At 34.0% G+C, this 20,294-nt stretch carries 20 protein-coding genes and 2 pseudogenes; all 22 read left to right on the forward strand.

Going from position 1 to position 20,294, the window contains the following annotated elements; translation table 11 throughout:
- Nucleotides 1-6: 6 nt before the first annotated feature.
- The 22 genes and pseudogenes from RRU92_RS04330 to RRU92_RS04435 all read left to right on the forward strand — a co-directional run bounded on the left by RRU92_RS04330 (nt 7) and on the right by RRU92_RS04435 (nt 20,240).
- A complete protein-coding gene (locus RRU92_RS04330; RefSeq protein ID WP_075231280.1) occupies nt 7-681 on the forward strand; it encodes a tyrosine-protein kinase in 675 nt (224 codons plus the stop codon).
- Between the two features lie 21 nt (nt 682-702).
- Nucleotides 703-2,073, forward strand: a complete 1,371-nt coding sequence (locus tag RRU92_RS04335) for a sugar transferase (RefSeq protein ID WP_315640748.1) — start codon at nt 703-705, stop codon at nt 2,071-2,073.
- Between the two features lie 3 nt (nt 2,074-2,076).
- Entirely contained in the window at nt 2,077-2,526 is a 450-nt protein-coding gene (gene pssD / locus RRU92_RS04340) for a PssD/Cps14F family polysaccharide biosynthesis glycosyltransferase (RefSeq protein ID WP_315640750.1), read from the forward strand.
- A complete protein-coding gene (locus RRU92_RS04345; RefSeq protein ID WP_315640751.1) occupies nt 2,526-2,999 on the forward strand; it encodes a glycosyltransferase in 474 nt (157 codons plus the stop codon). The genes pssD and RRU92_RS04345 overlap by 1 nt, the downstream gene beginning before the upstream one ends.
- Nucleotides 2,999-4,138 carry a CDP-glycerol glycerophosphotransferase family protein gene (locus tag RRU92_RS04350; protein ID WP_315640752.1) on the forward strand — a complete coding sequence of 380 codons (1,140 nt, stop codon included), beginning with the start codon at nt 2,999-3,001 and terminating at the stop codon, nt 4,136-4,138. Before RRU92_RS04345 ends, RRU92_RS04350 begins: the two co-directional genes overlap by 1 nt.
- An 11-nt stretch (nt 4,139-4,149) precedes the next feature.
- Nucleotides 4,150-4,872, forward strand: coding sequence for a 2-C-methyl-D-erythritol 4-phosphate cytidylyltransferase (locus tag RRU92_RS04355; RefSeq protein ID WP_049510368.1), 723 nt, complete (start codon nt 4,150-4,152; stop codon nt 4,870-4,872).
- 3 nt (nt 4,873-4,875) lie between these two features.
- Nucleotides 4,876-5,943 (forward strand): NAD-dependent epimerase/dehydratase family protein, encoded by a 1,068-nt coding sequence (locus RRU92_RS04360; RefSeq protein WP_053092315.1) that lies wholly within the window; start codon nt 4,876-4,878, stop codon nt 5,941-5,943.
- Nucleotides 5,944-5,994: 51 nt separating this feature from the next.
- The gene (locus RRU92_RS04365) at nt 5,995-6,966 is read left to right on the forward strand and encodes a glycosyltransferase family 2 protein (protein ID WP_315640754.1); all 972 of its coding nucleotides are present in this window, start codon (nt 5,995-5,997) and stop codon (nt 6,964-6,966) included.
- Between the two features lie 26 nt (nt 6,967-6,992).
- On the forward strand, nt 6,993-7,982 hold the full coding sequence (locus tag RRU92_RS04370) for a glycosyltransferase family 2 protein (protein ID WP_315640755.1): 990 nt from the start codon (nt 6,993-6,995) through the stop codon (nt 7,980-7,982).
- Nucleotides 7,983-7,993: 11 nt separating this feature from the next.
- A complete protein-coding gene (locus RRU92_RS04375; protein ID WP_315640756.1) occupies nt 7,994-9,148 on the forward strand; it encodes a hypothetical protein in 1,155 nt (384 codons plus the stop codon).
- Nucleotides 9,149-9,539: 391 nt separating this feature from the next.
- The gene (locus RRU92_RS04380) at nt 9,540-10,955 is read left to right on the forward strand and encodes a flippase (RefSeq protein ID WP_315640757.1); all 1,416 of its coding nucleotides are present in this window, start codon (nt 9,540-9,542) and stop codon (nt 10,953-10,955) included.
- A 1-nt stretch (nt 10,956) separates the two neighbouring features.
- Nucleotides 10,957-11,955 carry an acyltransferase gene (locus RRU92_RS04385; RefSeq protein ID WP_315640758.1) on the forward strand — a complete coding sequence of 333 codons (999 nt, stop codon included), beginning with the start codon at nt 10,957-10,959 and terminating at the stop codon, nt 11,953-11,955.
- Between the two features lie 12 nt (nt 11,956-11,967).
- Nucleotides 11,968-13,068, forward strand: a complete 1,101-nt coding sequence (glf, locus tag RRU92_RS04390) for a UDP-galactopyranose mutase (protein WP_315640759.1) — start codon at nt 11,968-11,970, stop codon at nt 13,066-13,068.
- Between the two features lie 56 nt (nt 13,069-13,124).
- Nucleotides 13,125-13,250 (forward strand): annotated as a pseudogene (locus tag RRU92_RS04395) (sugar phosphate nucleotidyltransferase); the annotation flags it as partial.
- Nucleotides 13,244-14,014, forward strand: a pseudogene (gene rfbD / locus RRU92_RS04400) (dTDP-4-dehydrorhamnose reductase); the annotation flags it as partial. The pseudogenes RRU92_RS04395 and rfbD, both read left to right, overlap by 7 nt.
- 527 nt (nt 14,015-14,541) lie before the next feature.
- A complete protein-coding gene (gene ftsA / locus RRU92_RS04405) occupies nt 14,542-15,915 on the forward strand; it encodes a cell division protein FtsA (RefSeq protein WP_315640761.1) in 1,374 nt (457 codons plus the stop codon).
- Nucleotides 15,916-15,932: 17 nt separating this feature from the next.
- Nucleotides 15,933-17,189, forward strand: coding sequence for a cell division protein FtsZ (gene ftsZ / locus RRU92_RS04410; RefSeq protein ID WP_315640762.1), 1,257 nt, complete (start codon nt 15,933-15,935; stop codon nt 17,187-17,189).
- Nucleotides 17,190-17,194: 5 nt separating this feature from the next.
- Nucleotides 17,195-17,866: a YggS family pyridoxal phosphate-dependent enzyme gene (locus tag RRU92_RS04415; protein ID WP_248035604.1), complete on the forward strand. Its 672-nt coding sequence runs from the start codon at nt 17,195-17,197 to the stop codon at nt 17,864-17,866.
- A 9-nt stretch (nt 17,867-17,875) separates the two neighbouring features.
- Entirely contained in the window at nt 17,876-18,427 is a 552-nt protein-coding gene (locus tag RRU92_RS04420) for a cell division protein SepF (protein WP_075231297.1), read from the forward strand.
- Complete coding sequence (locus tag RRU92_RS04425) at nt 18,427-18,690, forward strand: YggT family protein (RefSeq protein ID WP_315640763.1); 264 nt, start codon at nt 18,427-18,429, stop codon at nt 18,688-18,690. The genes RRU92_RS04420 and RRU92_RS04425 overlap by 1 nt, the downstream gene beginning before the upstream one ends.
- The gene (locus tag RRU92_RS04430; RefSeq protein WP_315640765.1) at nt 18,687-19,472 is read left to right on the forward strand and encodes an RNA-binding protein; all 786 of its coding nucleotides are present in this window, start codon (nt 18,687-18,689) and stop codon (nt 19,470-19,472) included. The genes RRU92_RS04425 and RRU92_RS04430 overlap by 4 nt, the downstream gene beginning before the upstream one ends.
- Nucleotides 19,473-19,481: 9 nt before the next feature.
- Entirely contained in the window at nt 19,482-20,240 is a 759-nt protein-coding gene (locus RRU92_RS04435) for a DivIVA domain-containing protein (protein WP_311522915.1), read from the forward strand.
- Nucleotides 20,241-20,294: the final 54 nt, after the last annotated feature.

Genomic DNA, 20,294 nt, shown 5'->3' on the forward strand with positions numbered 1-20,294 from the left:
GAACTTATGGCGAAGTTAGAATTAACAAAACAAAAACTTGATTCTGCCAAAAAAGCAGAAGAATATTACAATGCTTTACGTACCAATATACAGTTGAGTGGAGATAATTTAAAGGTTATAACGATTTCCTCTGTTGAACCAAGCGAAGGAAAATCGACAACTTCTACAAATATTGCCTTGGCTTTTGCGCGTGCAGGCTACAAGACACTCCTGATTGATGCTGATATCCGAAATTCAGTCATGTCTGGAGTATTCAAATCAAGAGAACGAATCACAGGTTTAACTGATTATCTTGCTGGAACGCAAGACTTATCTCATGGTCTTTGTGAAACAAACATTGATAACTTATTTATGATCCAATCAGGGTCACCTTCTCCAAATCCAACAGCTCTTCTTCAAAGTGCTAATTTTGAATTGATGATTGAAACACTACGGAAATATTTTGATTATATTATTGTTGATACAGCACCAATCGGAGTTGTAATTGATGCAGCAATTATTGTGCAAAAATGCGATGCATCGATTTTGGTTACAGAAGCTGGTGGAACAAAAAGAAGAGATGTTCAAAAAGCTAAGGTTCAGTTAGAACAAACAGGGATCCCATTTTTGGGTGTTGTTTTAAATAAATTTGATGTTAAACGAGAAAAATACGGATCTTACGGTTCTTATGGGAAAAGGTAAAAATAGGATAGGGAGTTCGATATGGAAGGAAGGGGTTTCTACAATGTAACTCTGGCATTCTTGCAGAGTATACTTGTTAGTTTATTAGCTTATGTACTGATTGCAATTTCAGAAACTGACATTGTTTTAAATACAGTATTTGTTCTGTTTTTTCTTCACTTTGGTGCCTTCTACATCAGTGGATACGGTAAGGATTTTTTTAAACGTGGTCAGTATGTGGAGTTAGTAGAAACAATTAAATATATTATCTTTTATGCTCTGCTGATCAGTTTTTCAAGTTTCTTCCTAAAAGAGAAATTTGTAATTTCTAGACGAGGAATGCTTTATCTGCTTTCCTTGTATGGTGTTTTGAATTATCTACTCAGTTTCTTTGTGAAGCGTTATTGGAAACCCTTTAACCATAATTTGAAGGGTAGTCGTAAGATTTTGTTGATCACAGCAACATCACGTACCGAAAAAGTATTGGATCGATTATTAACAGCTAATGATGTTCAAGGGAAATTGGTTGCAGTAAGCGTTTTAGACATGCCAGAGTTCACTCATGAAAAGGTGATTGTGGTACCAAAGGAGCAATTACTGAGTTATGCGACACATGAAGTGGTGGATGAAGTCTTTGTCAATCTTCCAAGTGAGGACTATGATATTGGAGCTGTTATTTCTCAGTTTGAAACAATGGGAATTGATGTAACAGTTAACTTAAATGCTTTCGATAAAAATTTAGGTCGAGATAAACAAGTCCATGAGATGGCGGGTTTGAACGTAGTGACATTTTCTACAAATTTTTACAAGATAAGCCACATAATTGCCAAACGAATCCTTGATATTTGTGGTGCCATTGTTGGGTTGATCCTTTGTGGAATTGCTAGTCTATTTTTAGTTCCCTTGATTCGTAAAGATGGAGGACCTGCAATCTTTTCTCAAACTCGTATCGGGAAAAATGGCCGTCACTTTACCTTTTATAAATTTCGCTCGATGAGAATCGATGCTGAAGCGATCAAGGAACAGTTGATGGATCAAAATACGATGCAAGGTGGAATGTTTAAGATTGATAACGATCCTCGAGTGACTAAGATCGGACAATTCATCCGAAAAACTAGTTTGGATGAATTGCCACAATTTTGGAATGTGTTGATTGGAGATATGAGTCTGGTCGGCACACGCCCACCAACTGTAGATGAGTACGAAAAGTACACACCTGAGCAAAAACGTCGTCTTAGCTTTAAACCTGGTATTACAGGCTTGTGGCAAATTAGTGGCCGAAGTAAAATAACCGATTTTGACGATGTTGTAAAACTAGATGTGGCTTATATTGATAATTGGACAATCTGGAAAGATATTGAAATTTTGTTAAAAACTGTAAAAGTTGTATTGATGAGAGATGGAGCGAAGTAAGGGATGAAAGTATGTCTAGTTGGATCTAGTGGAGGTCATTTAGCTCATTTGTATTTGTTAAAACCTTTTTGGCAAGATAAAGAAAGATTTTGGGTTACTTTTGATAAGGAGGATGCTAGGAGTGTGCTCTCTGAGGAAGTTTTATATCCTTGTTATTATCCAACCAACCGTAATATCAAAAATTTAATAAAAAATACTTTTCTTGCTTTTAAAATAATAAAAAAAGAGCGACCAGATGTAATTATTTCATCTGGTGCTGCTGTCGCTGTTCCTTTCTTTTATATTGGAAAATTGTTTGGATCAAAGACGGTCTATATAGAAGTATTTGATAGAATTGATGCTCCGACAATGACAGGGAAACTCGTTTATCCGGTAACTGACAGGTTCATTGTCCAATGGGAAGAAATGAAAAAAGTATACCCAAAAGCAATTAACCTAGGAGGGATATTCTAATGATTTTTGTGACTGTAGGTACACATGAACAACAATTTGATCGCTTGATCAAAGAAGTTGATCGTCTAAAAAAAGAAAATCTTATTCAAGATGAAGTATTTATTCAAACAGGATATTCCAATTATATTCCAAAATATTGTGAATGGGAAAAGATAATTTCTTATGAAAAAATGAATCAAATGATTGAGGAATCGGATATTATCATTACACATGGTGGACCAGCAACGTTTATGGGTGTTATTGCTAAAGGTAAAGTTCCTATAGTTGTTCCAAGACAAAAAAAATTTGGAGAACATGTGAATGACCATCAGTTAGAATTCTGTAATAAAGTAAAGCAGTATTATCCAATTATTGTAATTAATGATATAAAAAAACTACTTACAAATTTAAGAAACGATAAATCAGAAGTAACAATAAATAGTAATAATAAGGAGTTTTGTAGGAAATTGGAAGAAAGAATAGGTAGCTTGTGATGAATTTAAAGAAATCATTCCGTTTATTTGCTCAAAAAACAATATTTAAAGTATTTTCTGTTATTAATAAATATATAAAAAAAGAAAAACAAATACTTATATATTCCCCCAAAGAACTCTCTGATAATTCATTATCTCTATTTGAACACTTGATAGACAATGAATATTATACAAAGTATAAGATATACTGTTCTTGTACAGACTATCATAATTTAAATTTGAAATATAAGAATCTAAAAAATGTATATTTTATAAATGGAATTAATGGGATATTAAAATACTTTACAAGTAGCTTCGTATTTTACTCTTTTGGGAAAATTCCTATTATTCCTTTTAATCAACGTGTAGTCCAGATGTGGCATGGTATGTTTTTTAAAGATATTGATAAATACCAGAAAAAAATTGTAAAAAAAGAAAAATACTACACAGACGTAATTGTTACAAGCGAGATGTTTAAAGAACTAGCTACAAAAGTTCATTCTTGTGATATCGAAGTTGTTAAAATCTGTGGTCAAAGTAGAACAGATGTTTTTTTTAATGGAGAAAAAAAAGTTACTTCTAATTACATTGTCTGGTTGCCAACATTTAGGCAATCTGAGAAATTAGGATATAGTGATACAAATTCGGAAGAAATTTTGATAGGAGATTATTCGTTCGAAGAATTAAAAAAAGTGAATAATCTCCTAAAAGAAGACAATCTAAATATGATAGTGAAGCTTCACCCGCTTCAAACCCTTCCTGCTAAAATGCCTAGCTATAGTAATATTCAGATACTATCAGAAGAAAATAGTAGGAAAAAGAACATAAAATTATATGAATTATTAAGAGACAGTAAAGCATTAATAACAGATTATTCTTCAGTTTTTTACGATTATTATTTGTTAGATAAACCAATAGCTTTTTGTATAAGAGACTTTGATGATTACAATAAAAATAGAGGATTTATAGTAGAGAAACCTATGGACTACCTAAAGGGAAATAAAATAAAATCCTTAGATGATATGTGTAATTTCATAAATGAAATTACACATAATGTGGATAAATTTAAAGAAGAACGAAGGGAATTTAATGAAAAAGTAAATAAATATAGAGATGGAAATAATAGTAAAAGATTGTTAGAAAAAATTGGAATTAACTAAGGAGGGTTGTTATGAAAATCGCACTATTGACAGCGTCAGGAATAGGAAGCCGAATAAAACAAGATATACCGAAACAATTTATACATGTTGACAATAGGCCTCTCATTATTCATACGCTAGAAAAATTTCAAAATCATCCAAACATTGATGAAATATGTGTAGTAGTATTAAAAGGCTGGGAAGAAATGTTGAAAACATATGCTAGACAGTTTAATATTACGAAATTAAAGTATATAGTAAATGGTGGAGAAACTGGTCAGTTATCTATCTATAATGGTCTTAATGAAATAAAGAAAAATAATATAGATAGGCAAGTGACTGTTTTAATTCATGATGGTAATCGACCGATGGTAAGCAACGAAATTATTGATGATGCATTTTCAACTTATAGTAGGTATGGAAATGCAGTGGCTGCAATTCCTTGTGTTGAGGTTACTTTTGTATTAGACAACGAGACTGAAAATCATTCTATTAGCTCTTTAAAAAGAGAGTTATTGAGGAGAACGCAGACACCACATATTTATAATTTAGATGATATACTGGAACTTCATAACAGAGCTATAGAAAAAGGAATAACTGAGGTTGCAGCTTCCTGTGAATTAATGAAGATGTTCGGAAAAGAGACGTATTTTTCTATGGGGTCTGAAAAAAATTTAAAAATAACCACGTTAGATGATCTCGAAATTTTTAAAGCCCTTCTCAAATCTAAAAAAGAAAATTGGATTAAGGATTAAACTGTGAACTTATTTGACATAAGTCTATATAAGGATTATGTAGACAAATCTATAAAAAATATAGTTGGTGTTGAGACTTTAAAGGATAAATCAATTCTTATCACGGGATCAACAGGCCTTATTTGTTCGACTATTATTGATCAATTGATTATACTGAATAAGAATCACCAATTCGGAGTTAAAATTTATGCTTGTGCAAGGAATGAAGAAGGACTAAAAAAACGATTTGGAAATTATGTAGATAATGAAAATATTGTTTATGTTCCTTATGATGCTAATAAAGATATTGATTTTAATTTCTCTGTTGATTATATAATTCACGGAGCCAGTAATGCAAGTCCAGATTTATATATCAGTAATCCTGTAGATACAATGCTTAGTAATTTTTTAGGTATGAAAAATTTACTAGATTATGCCTTGAAAAAATCAGTAAAGTCTGTAGTTTATGTTTCATCTAGTGAAGTGTATGGAAAAAAAGAGAATCATACCCCATATCAAGAAGATGAGTATGGATATGTAAATATTTTAGATGTGAGAGCTTCCTATTCAAGTTCAAAACGAGCAACAGAGACATTATGTAAAAGTTATTCTGAACAATATGGCGTAGCTATAAAAATTGTTCGTCCAGGTCATATTTATGGTCCTAGCTTAAAAATAACAGATAAAAGGATTTCATCTGCTTTTATGTATGATGCAATCAGAGGACAAAACTTAGTAATGAAAAGCAAAGGAGAACAACTACGATCATATTGTCATAGTTTGGACTGTGCAAGTGCAATATTGACAGTTCTTTTGCAAGGCCAGTCTGGTGATGCATACAATATTTCAAATAAAAAATCCATTATTTCAATAAGAGAGATGGCATCAATAATAGCTGAAGTAGCTGGAGTAAAGTTGCTATTTGAATTACCAAATGAATTAGAAGAAAAACAAAAAAATCCTATGGATAATTCTAGCTTAGATAGTACAAAATTGGAAAAGTTAGGATGGGTAGGTATGTTTGAAGCTAAGGAAGGATTAGAGAGTACATATAAAATTTTAGATAGAAGTAAAATCAAAAGAACATCATAGAATATATACAATAACCTAATCATCTTAGTAGAAATATTAGCAGGAGGAGTAATGGAAAAAGTTTCAGTAATAGTTCCAGTATATAATGTTGAAAAATATTTAAAATATAGTATAGGGGGTATTCTAAAACAAAGCTATAAAAATTTAGAAATTATTCTAGTAAATGATGGCTCCGAAGATAATTCTCTTGCTATATGTGAAGAATATTCTAAGAAAGATAATAGAATTAAAATAATTTCAGTTGAGAATGGCGGACAAGGAAGAGCTAGGAATATTGGATTAAAACATTCAACTTCTGACTGGATTTTATTTTTAGATGCAGATGATTATTATGATAATAATGCAGTAGAATATCTTGTAGAATTAGCTGAACAATATGATTCAGATTTAGTAGTAACTCCATTAAGAGTTGTAAGAGATCACACTCAGGATAGCAATGTCTGTTCAATCAAGGATGAAAAAATAGTTTTCTTAAATAAAGAGAGATTGATAGAAGAAATGTATTACGGAAGACTCTTGGGGGCTACACCATGTGGAAAATTATATAGAAGGGAAATATTAGAAAAGTGGCCTTTCCCAGATCAACTTTTTGAAGATCTAGCTATAGCTTATAAGCATTTAATGGATGCTAAGAAGGTAGTTGTGTCGAATCAATATTATTATAATTATTATCAACGTATTGGAAGTACAACGAAGAGTAAATATACATCAAAATTAGAAGATTTTTACAGAGCTATAGAAAAAAATTATAGATATTTGGAAGAAGATTTTCCAGATAATAGAGAATTATCTATTGCTTTGAAAACAAGAATGTTTACTGGAGGTTTTCAAGTAGTAAACTCTATGATTGAATCTGCAATGTTTAAAGAAGTAAAAGCTAAATCTTTAGAATATAGAAAAGATTTACTCATGGTAATTTTTAATAGTAAAATCACAAAAAACCATAAAATAAAGCATATATTATTCAGTATCAGTCCTAAATTATATGCCTTTGTTCTAAAAAAATATCTAACCAACAAATAAATAATTAAAAAATAAGGAGGGGAGTAATGATTTTAAGTATTGTTGTTCCAACATATAATATAGAAAAATATATAGAGAGAAATATAGAGTCTTTTCTCAATGTAGAGGATAAGTTGAAGAGTTTGTTTGAAGTATTGATTATTAATGATGGAAGTACAGATAATACTCTACAAGTAGTAACAGAATTAATAGAAAAAATAGATTGTTTAAATATAAGAGTAATAAACAAGAGTAATGGTGGACATGGTTCAGCAGTAAATAAAGGCATAGAGGAAGCTAAAGGAAAGTATTTTAAGATAGTAGATGGAGATGATTGGGTAAAAAAATCAGATTTTGAAGAATACTTAAAAAGATTAGAAAAAACTGATGTAGATATGGTTGTTACGAATTTTAGCAAGCAATTTACTTATGAAAATAGAGTGGAATCAGAAAAGGTAATCAATGTTGAAGATTATTATAAAAATAATAAAATTCCCAAAATTTTTCCAATGCATAGTGTTACATATAAAACATGTATCCTAAAAGAAAATAATATCAAATTGACAGAAAAAATCTTTTATGTAGATATTCAGTATATAGTATTTCCTTTGAAATATATTAACGATTGGGAGTACTGGGATTTAGATGTATATCAGTATTTCTTAGGTAGACCTGATCAAAGTATGACTATAGAAAATAGAATGAAAAATATTGAACATAGTAGAAAAGTTACAGAAAGCATATTGGAATTCTATAGCACATTGGGAGATGTATATTTTAAAGATCTAGTTCACTCTCTTTTAAAAGGTTTACTGAACACGAGATATCTATTGGCGTTCTTGTCAGATGATAGAGAGCGATTATTAAAGGAAACTACAGATTATATTAGAAAATATAAACTAGAATACACCTATGATTCTCGTATGAAGACAAGCTACTTATTATATTTTAATGAAATACATAATAGAAGATATTCATTTATAATATATCCAATAGTTAGTTTTAAATTAAATAGGTTAAGCAAGTACGGGATATAGGAGCATCCAGCATGAGTATAAAAGTAAATATATATCAGTTACTTTTTTACATATCTTTTATTATTATAGTTGGTTCAAAATATCTAGGGCAAACGGCCTTTGTAAATGAATACCCTCTATTTAGTGAATTGATAAAAATTTTAATAATTCTAGCATGTATCTTTTTATTATTAAAATATATTTTAGAACCACATACTAAAAAGTTCATTATCTTTTCGATAGTTATTTCGATGATAGTAGTAGCAGTATCGTATAATTCAGATAGTTTTTTCATTTTAATGCCTATAGTAGCACTAATGTTAAATATGAATAATATAGATATAAATAAGGTTATAAAAATTTGGCTTATAGAGATTATAGCATTAATGATTTTTCTATCAATATGCTATAGACTAAATATAGTAGGGGAAGTTATAAATTCAGGAGTTAGAACAGGTGGGAAAATACGATATGCTCTAGGGTATACATATTCAACATTTAGCTCGAATTACTTTTTCCATGTGACAATTTTCTATTTATATTTAAGAAAACATATTATTAAATATGTAGAACTAATAGCTTTATTTCTCATAAATTTATATCTATATTCTTTAACTGATACGAGAGCAGTATTTTATTACTCTACAGCTGCTATTATTGTTTGTTTGTTTTTAAAGGTATTTAAGATAAAAACATATAGTCTTTTTTTGAATAAGTACAGTATGCTATTTTCAGCAATTATAGCTGGAGTTTTGTCATGGAGTTATAGGTATAGACTACCAATTTTGGAACAGCTAAATTTAATATTAACAGGTAGATTACGACTTGGAAGTGCTGCTTTCAATAACTTTGACATAACGTTTTTTGGACAAAAAATAAGATGGATTTTTGAACAAAATATGTTTTCAGAGTTAACATATAATTATGTAGATTCGTCATATCTAAATATTTTATTTAGATTTGGAACAATAATTTTACTTTTAATATTAGTTGGATATTATATTATTGGATCAAAGAATCTCAGTAGAAATACATATTATACAATGATGATTGTATTTTTGTCACTACATTCTATGTTTGACCCTCAATTAATAGATATAATGTATAATCCAGCGATTTTGTTTTTAGGATATGTTATATATAATGAAGATGAGATAAAAAAAGTCATTTCTATGGATTATAATTGAAAAAAATTATGTATATCAACAGTTTTAAAAACAATATATATTTTTTCTATATTCACTTATAAGGGATCAAAGAATATCTATTCTTGGCAGAGGTTGTATTATTAGATATTATTGAGGATACTTAAGTTGATTTTTCGTTGATTATCGCAAAAATTATAAGAGATTTTCATTTTTAAGTGTACCTGTTTTTGCATCAAGAATTTGGAACATGATGATTTTTCTAAACACCTCAAAATGTAAAAATTTAAAAGCCAAAAAATTCTTTTTTCTTTAGAAAAAAGAATTTTTAGAGACTACTTTAAAATATGTAGTTTGAAATTTCTAATGATCTATTTTTATTTTGTAAAATAGAATATATTTAATAAAAACGAAGTAGGAGTCTCTCTTTGAAATGAAAATCTTAAAAAATTACGCCTACAATCTTTCTTATCAATTGTTGGTGATTATTCTCCCGATTATTACGACTCCCTATGTAACACGGGTTTTTTCATCGGATGATCTAGGGACTTATGGTTATTTTAACTCCATTGTTACTTATTTTATCCTCTTAGCGACTTTAGGGGTTGCCAACTATGGGACCAAGGTCATTTCGGGGAATCGCAAGGAAATTGGAAAAAACTTTTGGGGAATCTATTCTCTGCAATTAGGTGCAACATTTCTTTCTTTATCATTGTATGTTGTTCTTTGTTTGACACTTCCCTTTATGCAAAATCCAGTTGCCTATATTCTAGGATTGAGTTTGGTTTCTAAAGGCTTAGATATTTCTTGGTTGTTTCAAGGTTTAGAGGATTTTCGAAAGATTACAGTTCGAAATATCACTGTTAAACTAGTTGGAGTCACCTCCATCTTCCTGTTTGTCAAGTCTGCAAATGATCTTTATCTCTATGTCTTTTTGCTAACCATTTTTGAACTCTTGGGGCAACTCAGTATGTGGTTACCAGCTCGAGAGTTTATAGGTAGACCTCATTTTGATATAGATTATGCTAGGCATCATTTGAAACCTATCATATTATTATTCCTTCCCCAAGTGGCTATTTCTTTGTACGTGACGCTAGATCGTACTATGCTTGGAGCATTGGCTTCTACAAAAGATGTAGGGATCTATGATCAGGCTTTAAAATTAGTAAATATTCTTCTGACCTTAGTAACATCTCTGGGAAGTGTTATGTTGCCACGTGTTTCGCATCTATTAGCGACAGGTGACAGCAAAGCAGTCAATAAGATGCATGAAATGTCCTTCCTCATTTATAATTTAGTCATTTTTCCAATAATGGCGGGGATGTTAATTGTAAATGATGATTTTGTTCAATTTTTCCTTGGTCAAGATTTTCAAGATGCACGTTATGCCATTGCTATTATGATCTTCCGTATGTTCTTCATCGGTTGGACTAATATAATGGGAATTCAGATACTGATACCTCATAACCAAAATAAAGAATTCATGATTTCAACAACGGCTCCCGCAATAATCAGTGTAGGCTTGAACTTGCTATTCCTTCCTAAACTTGGCTATATCGGAGCAGCTATTGTTTCTGTTTTAACAGAAGCGTTAGTGTGGGCAATTCAATTGTACTTTACCCGCGGACATCTAAAAGAAGTTCCTATTATTGGATCAATGGCAAAAATTGTACTCGCATCGGCTATCATGTATGGCCTTTTGTTAGGTTCAAAAACAGTTATTCATTTTTCACCAACCTTAAATGTTATAATATTTGCAGTTCTTGGTGGAATCATCTATCTTTTTGCAATTTTATCTCTGAAAGTGATAAATGTGAAAGAACTAAAACAACTTATTAGGAAAAACTAGAATGAGAAAAATTCGAAATATCAACCTAGATTTAATAAAAGTACTTGCCTGTGTTGGAGTTGTTTTACTTCATACAACAATGGGCGGATTTAAAGAGACTGGCTCATGGAATCTTTTGGCATATTTATATTATTTAGGTACCTACTCTATTCCCCTATTTTTAATGGTTAATGGTTATTTATTGTTAAGAAAGAGAGAGATAACTTATCCCTACATACTCCAGAAAGTAAAATGGATTCTAATAACAGTGTCATCATGGACATTTATCGTATGGTTTTTTAAGCGGGATTTCACAACTAATCCAATCAAAAAAGTTGTAGGTTCTTTGCTACAAAAAGGTTATTTCTTTCAGTTTTGGTTTTTCGGCGCACTAATACTTATCTATTTATGTTTGCCGATTTTGAAAAAATTTCTAAATTCAAAAAGAAGATATTTATACATTTTATCTTTATTGGTCGCTATTGGATTGATTTTTGAGTTATCAAATATTCTACTTCAAATGCCAATACAAACATATGTTGTACAAACTTTCAGATTATGGACCTGGTTTTTCTATTATATTTTAGGTGGTTTTATAGCGCAATTTAATGTGTGTAGTCTCAAATCAAAGTTTAAGAATTGGATGAAAATAATTAGCCTACTTTTGTTTTTGATTTCACCGATAATATTGTTTTTCCTAGCGAAAACTATTTATCATAATCTTTTTGCTGAATATTTTTATGATATTCTATTTGTAAAGATTGTAACTTTAGGTATCTTCTTGACAGTATTCACACTTGATTTGAATGGAGATAAGAGTAAATGGATTGTTTCTCTTTCTAATCAAACTATGGGGGTTTTCATAGTACACACTTATGTTATGAAGATGTGGGAAAAACTATTTGGTTTTAGTTTTGTAGGGGCATACTTACTATTTTCTATATTTACATTGTGTGTAAGTTTCATTGTTATTAGAATGTTAATGAAAGTTCCTTATCTTAATCGAATCATTAAATTATAAAAAGGAGAAAAAATGTACGATTATCTTATCGTTGGTGCAGGTTTGTCAGGGGCAATCTTTGCACACGAAGCCACAAAACGTGGCAAAAAAGTAAAAGTGATTGACAAGCGTGATCACATTGGTGGAAACATCTATTGTGAAAATGTTGAAGGTATCAACGTTCACAAGTACGGTGCTCACATTTTCCATACTTCAAACAAAAAAGTTTGGGACTATGTCAACCAGTTTGCTGAGTTTAATAACTATATCAACTCACCAGTAGCCAACTACAAGGACAGTCTATACAATCTTCCCTTTAATATGAATACATTCTACGCTATGTGGGGAACCAAGACTCCGCAAGAAGTTAAGGATAAGATTGCCGAGCAAACGGCTGACATGAAAGATGTTGAGCCTAAAAACCTTGAAGAACAAGCTATCAAGTTGATTGGTCCAGATATCTACGAAAAGTTGATCAAGGGATACACTGAAAAACAATGGGGCCGTTCTGCAACAGACCTTCCGCCATTTATCATCAAACGTCTTCCAGTTCGATTGACTTTTGATAATAACTACTTTAATGACCGTTACCAAGGAATTCCAATCGGTGGGTACAACGTCATCATTGAAAACATGCTAGGTGATGTAGAAGTAGAACTTGGTGTTGACTTCTTTGCTAATCGTGAAGAACTTGAAGCTTCAGCTGAAAAAGTTGTCTTTACAGGAATGATTGACCAGTACTTTGATTACAAACATGGTGAGTTGGAGTATCGCAGTCTTCGCTTTGAACATGAAGTCTTGGATGAGGAAAACCATCAAGGAAATGCAGTGGTCAACTACACAGAGCGTGAGATTCCTTTTACTCGTATCATTGAGCATAAGCACTTCGAGTATGGTACACAACCGAAGACAGTCATTACTCGCGAATACCCAGCAGATTGGAAACGTGGGGATGAGCCATACTATCCGATTAATGACGACAAAAATAATGCTATATTTGCTAAGTACCAAGAAGAAGCAGCCAAAAATGATAAGGTTATCTTTTGTGGGCGTCTAGCAGACTATAAATACTACGACATGCATGTGGTTATTGAACGTGCACTTAGTGTAGTAACGGATGAGTTTGGTTACTGAAACTTGCATTTTTAACAATTTAATTATTGTACAACAACAAATAAAGGTACTCTACTATGAAAGGAATTATTCTCGCGGGTGGTTCGGGGACACGTTTATATCCTTTGACTCGAGCTGCATCAAAACAACTGATACCGGTTTATGATAAACCGATGATTTACTATTCACTTTCAACATTGATGTGGCTGAGATGGATATTACCGATGCAGCAATGGTGGAGAAAGTTTTTGAAGAGGTGAAACCGACTTTAGTTTACCATTGTGCAGCCTACACAGCTGTTGATGCAGCTGAGGATGAAGGAAAAGAACTGGACTTTGCCATCAATGTTACGGGGACAGAAAATGTCGCCAAAGCATCCGAAAAGCATGGTGCAACTCTAGTCTACATCTCTACAGATTATGTATTTGACGGTAAGAAACCAGTTGGACAAGAGTGGGAAGTGGATGACAAACCAGATCCTCAAACGGAATATGGTCGTACTAAGCGTATGGGAGAGGAGCTTGTAGAAAAACACGTTTCAAACTTCTATATTATCCGTACTGCCTGGGTTTTTGGAAATTATGGCAAAAACTTCGTTTTTACCATGCAAAATCTTGCGAAAAATCATAAGACTTTAACAGTTGTAAATGACCAGCACGGTCGTCCGACTTGGACTCGTACCTTGGCTGAGTTCATGACCTACCTAGCTGAAAACCGCAAGGAATTTGGTTATTATCATTTGTCAAATGATGCGACGGAAGACACAACTTGGTACGACTTTGCAATTGAAATTTTGAAGGATACAGATGTCGAAGTCAAGCCAGTAGACTCAAGCCAATTCCCTGCCAAAGCTAAACGTCCGCTAAACTCAACAATGAGCCTTTCTAAAGCTAAAGCTACTGGATTTGTCATTCCAACTTGGCAAGATGCCTTGAAAGAATTTTATAAGCAAGACCTTAAAAAATAAATGCTGAAATATTGCTATAAAGTATATTTTGAACTAGAGCTATTTCAGGATTAGTGACTTATTACTCATGCTAAAGGATGAAATGGTTTTATTAGAGAATCCGAACTATGTGTGATAGACACTCGCACTAGGAAATAAATTTATAGAATTTTCTTTTGGACAGTCGCAGGAAATAGGACCAATTTTCCAGTGATTTTATAAAAAGGCGGAGGAGCTAAAAACTCAATTTGAAGATAAAATTGAGTAAATCTTTCCGTTATAAAACGCATAGTATCAAGTTTTTTGAACATCTGATATTATGCGTTTTCTTATTTTAAGGGGGCGTTTGCCCAGCCGTTTTCTTTTTATTTACCCACCGATGAAATCGTCGGATAATTATAAAAATTCAAGAAAAAGCTTGGTTAAATGTTAGAAAATTCGAGCACGAATGTATTTTTTGTGTTATAATATTCTGTGAGTAGTTATGCCTTGGTGTAGCTATTAAAAATAGAAGTGTGAAACTGGTAAGATAGAGAGGACGCAGTGTAATGACTAGGAATGGTTTTTTTACAGGCTTAGATATCGGAACTAGCTCTATTAAAGTGTTGGTTGCAGAGCTTGTAAATGGTGAAGTAAATGTAATTGGCGTAAGTAATGCCAAAAGTAAAGGTGTCAAAGATGGGATTATCGTTGACATCGAAGCAGCAGCGACTGCTATTAAGTCTGCAATTTCTCAAGCAGAAGAAAAAGCAGGAATTTCAATCAAGTCTGTAAACGTTGGTTTGCCAGCTAATTTGCTACAAGTTGAGCCAACTCAGGGCATGATTCCGGTGACATCAGATACAAGAGAAATTACAGATCAAGATGTTGAAAATGTAGTTAAATCAGCTTTGACTAAAAGTATGACTCCAGACCGTGAAGTTATCACCTTTATTCCAGAGGAATTTGTCGTAGATGGATTCCAAGGAATTCGTGATCCTCGCGGAATGATGGGTGTGCGTTTGGAAATGCGCGGTCTCTTGTACACTGGCCCACGTACGATTCTCCATAATCTTCGTAAAACTGTAGAGCGTGTAGGCATTCAAGTTGATAACGTGATTATTTCACCTCTTGCAATGGTTCACTCTGTCTTGAATGAAGGTGAACGTGAGTTTGGTGCGACTGTTATCGACATGGGTGGTGGCCAAACGACGGTTGCCACTATTCGCAATCAAGAACTTCAATATACAAATGTTAACCAAGAGGGTGGCGATTATGTCACAAAAGACATTTCAAAAGTTCTTAAGACTTCTAAGAAAATTGCAGAAGGTCTAAAATTGAACTATGGTGAAGCTTATCCACCGCTAGCAAGCAAAGAAACTTTCCAAGTTGAAGTGATCGGTGAAGTTGAACCAGTTGAAGTGACCGAAGAATACTTGGCTGAGATTATTTCGGCAAGACTTAAGCACATTTTTGAGCAAATTAAGCAAGATTTGGAAAGACGTCACCTATTAGACTTGCCAGGAGGTATTGCTTTGATTGGTGGAAATGCCCTCCTTCCAGGCGTCGTTGAATTGGCCCAAGAAGTATTTGGAGTCCGTGTTAAGTTATTCGTACCAAATCAAGTTGGGATTCGTAATCCTGCTTTTGCCCATGTCATTAGCTTGTCAGAATTCGCTGGAAGCCTTACTGAAGTGAATGTTCTAGCTCAGCGAGCAATTCGAGGGGAAAATGCTTTAAGCCACCAGCCACTTGACTTTAGAAGTTCAGCTCAACCTGTTTCACCTGTTTCTCCACGACCAGTATTTAATACAGTGACAACACCTGAGCCTGAAACAAACCAATCTGTTGAACCAGTAGCTCCTCTTCAATCGGAAGAAAAGAGCAAAGGTAAATTAACAGATCGTTTCCGTAGCTTGATTGGAAGCATGTTTGACGAATAAAATAGAGGAATATAAATATGACATTTTCATTTGATACAGCAGCAGCACAAGGTGCAGTAATTAAAGTAATCGGTGTCGGCGGTGGTGGTGGAAATGCCATCAACCGTATGGTTGACGAAGGCGTTTCTGGCGTTGAATTTATCGCAGCCAACACAGATGTACAAGCTTTGAGCAGTACAAAAGCTGAGACAGTTATCCAGCTCGGCCCTAAATTGACTCGTGGACTTGGTGCAGGAGGTCAACCTGAAGTTGGTCGTAAAGCTGCAGAAGAAAGCGAAGAAGTATTGACAGAAGCGATCAGCGGTGCTGATATGGTCTTCATCACTGCTGGTATGGGTGGTGGTTCTGGTACAGGTGCTGCACCAGTTATCGCTCGTATTGCAAAAAGTCTTGGTGCTTTAACAGTCGGTGTTGTTACTCGCCCATTTGGTTTTGAAGGAAGCAAACGTGGACAATTTGCTATCGAAGGGATTAACGAACTTCGTGAGCATGTTGATACACTCTTGATTATCTCAAACAACAACTTGCTAGAAATCGTTGACAAGAAGACTCCACTTCTTGAAGCATTGAGTGAAGCAGATAACGTTCTTCGTCAAGGTGTGCAAGGGATTACAGATTTGATTACAAATCCTGGCTTGATCAACTTGGACTTTGCAGACGTTAAAACTGTTATGGCCAATAAAGGTAATGCCCTTATGGGGATTGGTATCGGTAGCGGTGAAGAACGTGTTGTAGAAGCTGCTCGTAAAGCAATCTACTCACCACTTCTTGAAACAACTATCGATGGAGCTGAGGATGTTATTGTCAACGTAACTGGTGGTTTGGACTTGACTTTGATTGAAGCTGAAGAAGCATCAGAAATTGTTAACCAAGCAGCTGGTCATGGCGTTAACATCTGGCTTGGAACATCTATTGATGAGACAATGAAAGACGAAATCCGCGTGACGGTTGTTGCGACAGGAGTACGTCAGGATAAAGTTGAGAAAGTTGTAACTCCTCAACCGCGCCAAGCAACACACCGTGAACCTGCTCGAACTAGTCATGCGCAGACTTTTGATCGTAATTTTGATATGGCTGATACAGCAGAAATTCCAACTCCAAGTTATCGCCGTCAAGAAGCTCCAAAGACATCAGCTTTTGGTGACTGGGACTTGAGACGCGATGCCATCGTTCGTCAAGGAGAGCCAGTTGTTTCTCCAGTGGAACGTTTTGAAGTTCCAGCAGCTACGGATGAAGATGAGTTGGAAACACCACCATTCTTTAAAAATCATTAATGAAGATGAATTTAAAAGAAAATACGAACCTTGTTTTTCAACAGATATCGAATGCAGTTCAGGAAGCTGGTCGTGAAAACGACTCGGTTTCTGTGATTGCGGTGACCAAATATGTAGATGTTGAAACAGCCTCAGCTTTGGTTTCGCAAGGGGTGCAACACATTGGTGAGAACCGTGTTGATAAATTTCTTGACAAGTATCATGCTCTAAGTGATAAGAATCTTACCTGGCATTTGATTGGAACCTTACAGAGACGTAAAGTCAAGGAAGTGATTTCTTATGTGGATTATTTTCATGCCTTAGATTCCTTAAAGCTAGCTCAGGAAATTCAAAAACGAGCAGACCACAAGATTAAGTGCTTTTTGCAAGTAAATATTTCTAAGGAAGAGAGCAAGCACGGTTTTTCGAAAGAAGAATTGTTAGCCCTCTTACCAGAACTTTCAGAATTAGACCAGATTGAGTATGTGGGACTGATGACCATGGCTCCATTTGAAGCAACTAGTCAAGAGTTACTAGAGATATTTAAAGAAACGCAAGAATTGCAAAAAAACATTCAAGAAAAACATCTCCCCAATATGCCGATGACAGAACTCAGTATGGGTATGAGTCGAGACTTCAAAGAAGCGATTCAATGTGGTTCAACTTTCGTTCGAATCGGCACAGCATTTTTTAAGTAGGAAATAACCATGTCACTAAAAAATAAATTTGAAAAGTTTATAGATTATTTCACTGAAGATGGAGAAGAAGTGGCACCAAACGTTGCTGAATTAAAGCCTGAAAAAACGCTAACATCAGTTTCTGCCCCCATGGAAGAACTTCCACAAGCTCAACAACTTCCTCAGCCTTCACAAGTGAATTCAAAGGAAAAAAATATTACGCGCCTTCATGCTCGTCAGCAAGAATTAGCGATGAAGAGTCATCGTAGTACAGAAAAGGTAACCATTGATGTTCGTTATCCTCGTCGCTACGAAGATGCAACGGATATCGTTGATTTACTAGCAGGCAATGAAAGTATTTTAATCGATTTCCAATACATGACTGAAGTACAAGCGCGTCGTTGTCTAGACTATTTAGATGGAGCTCGTCATGTACTTGCTGGTGAATTAAGAAAGGTTGCAAATACCATGTACCTTTTGACACCAGTAGGAGTTGTGGTTAACATTGAAGATATTCGTTTACCTGAGGGAACTCATGGTGAAGAGTTTGATTTCGATATGAAGAGAAAACGAGTGAGATAATGATATTTCTAGTTCGCTTTATTCAAAACGCTACAGATATCTATTCTATGATACTTGTAGCGTTTGCTCTCTTATCCTGGTTTCCAACTGCCTATGAGACTAGAGCAGGTCGTTTGTTGACTAATTTAGTCAAACCGATTCTTCAACCCCTGAGACGTTTGCCACTAAGTATTGGTGGTTTAGATTTTTCAGTCTGGGTGGCTGTCATCTTGGTTCATCTTGTTGGAAACTATCTCATTCGTTTTCTTTATATACTAGCATGAGAAAAGATATCTATCAGCATTTTTCAGTCGAGGATATACCTTTTATTGATAAAGGTTTGGAGTGGCTCAGGCAGGTTGAGGAGCACTACGCTCCCATCTTAACTCCCTTTATCAACCCTCATCAGGTCTTTATTTTAAAGACATTGGGCAATCATCAAGGAATTAAAGTTTTTTCTAGCAATGATTTTATAGCTAGCGAGTATAGTCGTGTACTACTTGCACCAGATTATTTCATACCGACTTTGACGGATTTTGAAATGGACTTGCTTGAGATTGTTTATTCTAGCAAGTTTGACCAATTGACTCATTCCAAGATTTTAGGAACTGTTCTGAATCGTCTGGGAATCGATCGCAAGTTATTTGGTGATATATTGGTAACAGAAAATAGAGCTCAAATCATTGTGGACCAAAAATTCACTTCTCTCTTTCAAGATGGGATTCAAAAGATTGCTCGATTACCTGTCAAACTTGAAGTCAAATCCTTTGAAGAATTGGTAGAAGCCGAGAGTGATTATCAGGAAAAGGAAGTTTTAGTTCCGAGTATGCGCTTGGATGCTTTCTTGTCAAATGTTCTGAAATTGTCTCGCTCTCAGACAGCTGAGTTATTAGAAAGAAAATATGTTCAGGTAAATTACCATCTGGTTGAAAAATCTGATTATCAAGTTAAGATTGGTGATTTAGTAAGTGTCAGACGTTTTGGAAGAATTAGTGTTCTGAGAGAAAATGGTCAGACAAAAAGGGATAAGAAGAAATTGACAATACAATTATTATTAAGTAAGTGAGGGGAAAATATGCCAATTACATCGTTAGAGATTAAGGATAAAAGCTTTAGTACTAAGTTTAGAGGTTTTGATCCTGAAGAAGTTGATGAATTTCTCGATATTGTAGTTCGAGACTATGAAACATTGGTTCGAAGTAACCATGATAAAGAGCAACAAATTAGAAATTTAGAAGAGCGTTTGTCTTATTTTGATGAGATGAAAGATTCATTGAGTCAGTCTGTTTTAATTGCTCAAGATACTGCTGAGCGAGTTAAACAAGCAGCTACTGAACGCTCTCATAATATCATTCATCATGCTGAACAGGAATCACAACGTTTGCTTGATGAAGCTAAGTACAAGGCAAATGAAATTTTACGTCAAGCAACTGATAATGCTAAGAAGGTTGCGATTGAGACAGAAGAACTGAAGAATAAGAGTCGCGTCTTCCATCAACGCTTGAAATCTACAATTGAAAGTCAATTGGCCATCGTTGATTCATCTGATTGGGAAGAAATTTTACGTCCAACAGCAACTTATTTACAAACTAGTGATGAAGTCTTTAAAGAGGTGGTTAGAGAGGCTTTGGGGGAAAATATTTCAGCATTTCATGAGGAGGAATCCAATGATTTGACTCGTCAGTTTTCACCTGAAGAGGTTGCTGAGCTCCAAGCACGTATAGAAGCAACTAATCGTGAATTGATGGAAGCACAGGATGAATCAACTTTATCTGACTTATCTTCGTTAGTAAATAATGAAATGAGTTCTGAGTCTAAAGAGGATTCAGAATAACAATTTCTCAACATTTATAATTGTAAAATCTGAGAACAAGATCTAATCAAACAT

It is taken from the genome of Streptococcus sp. DTU_2020_1001019_1_SI_AUS_MUR_006, assembly GCF_032340315.1.
In the GTDB taxonomy this organism is placed as follows: Bacteria; Bacillota; Bacilli; order Lactobacillales; family Streptococcaceae; genus Streptococcus.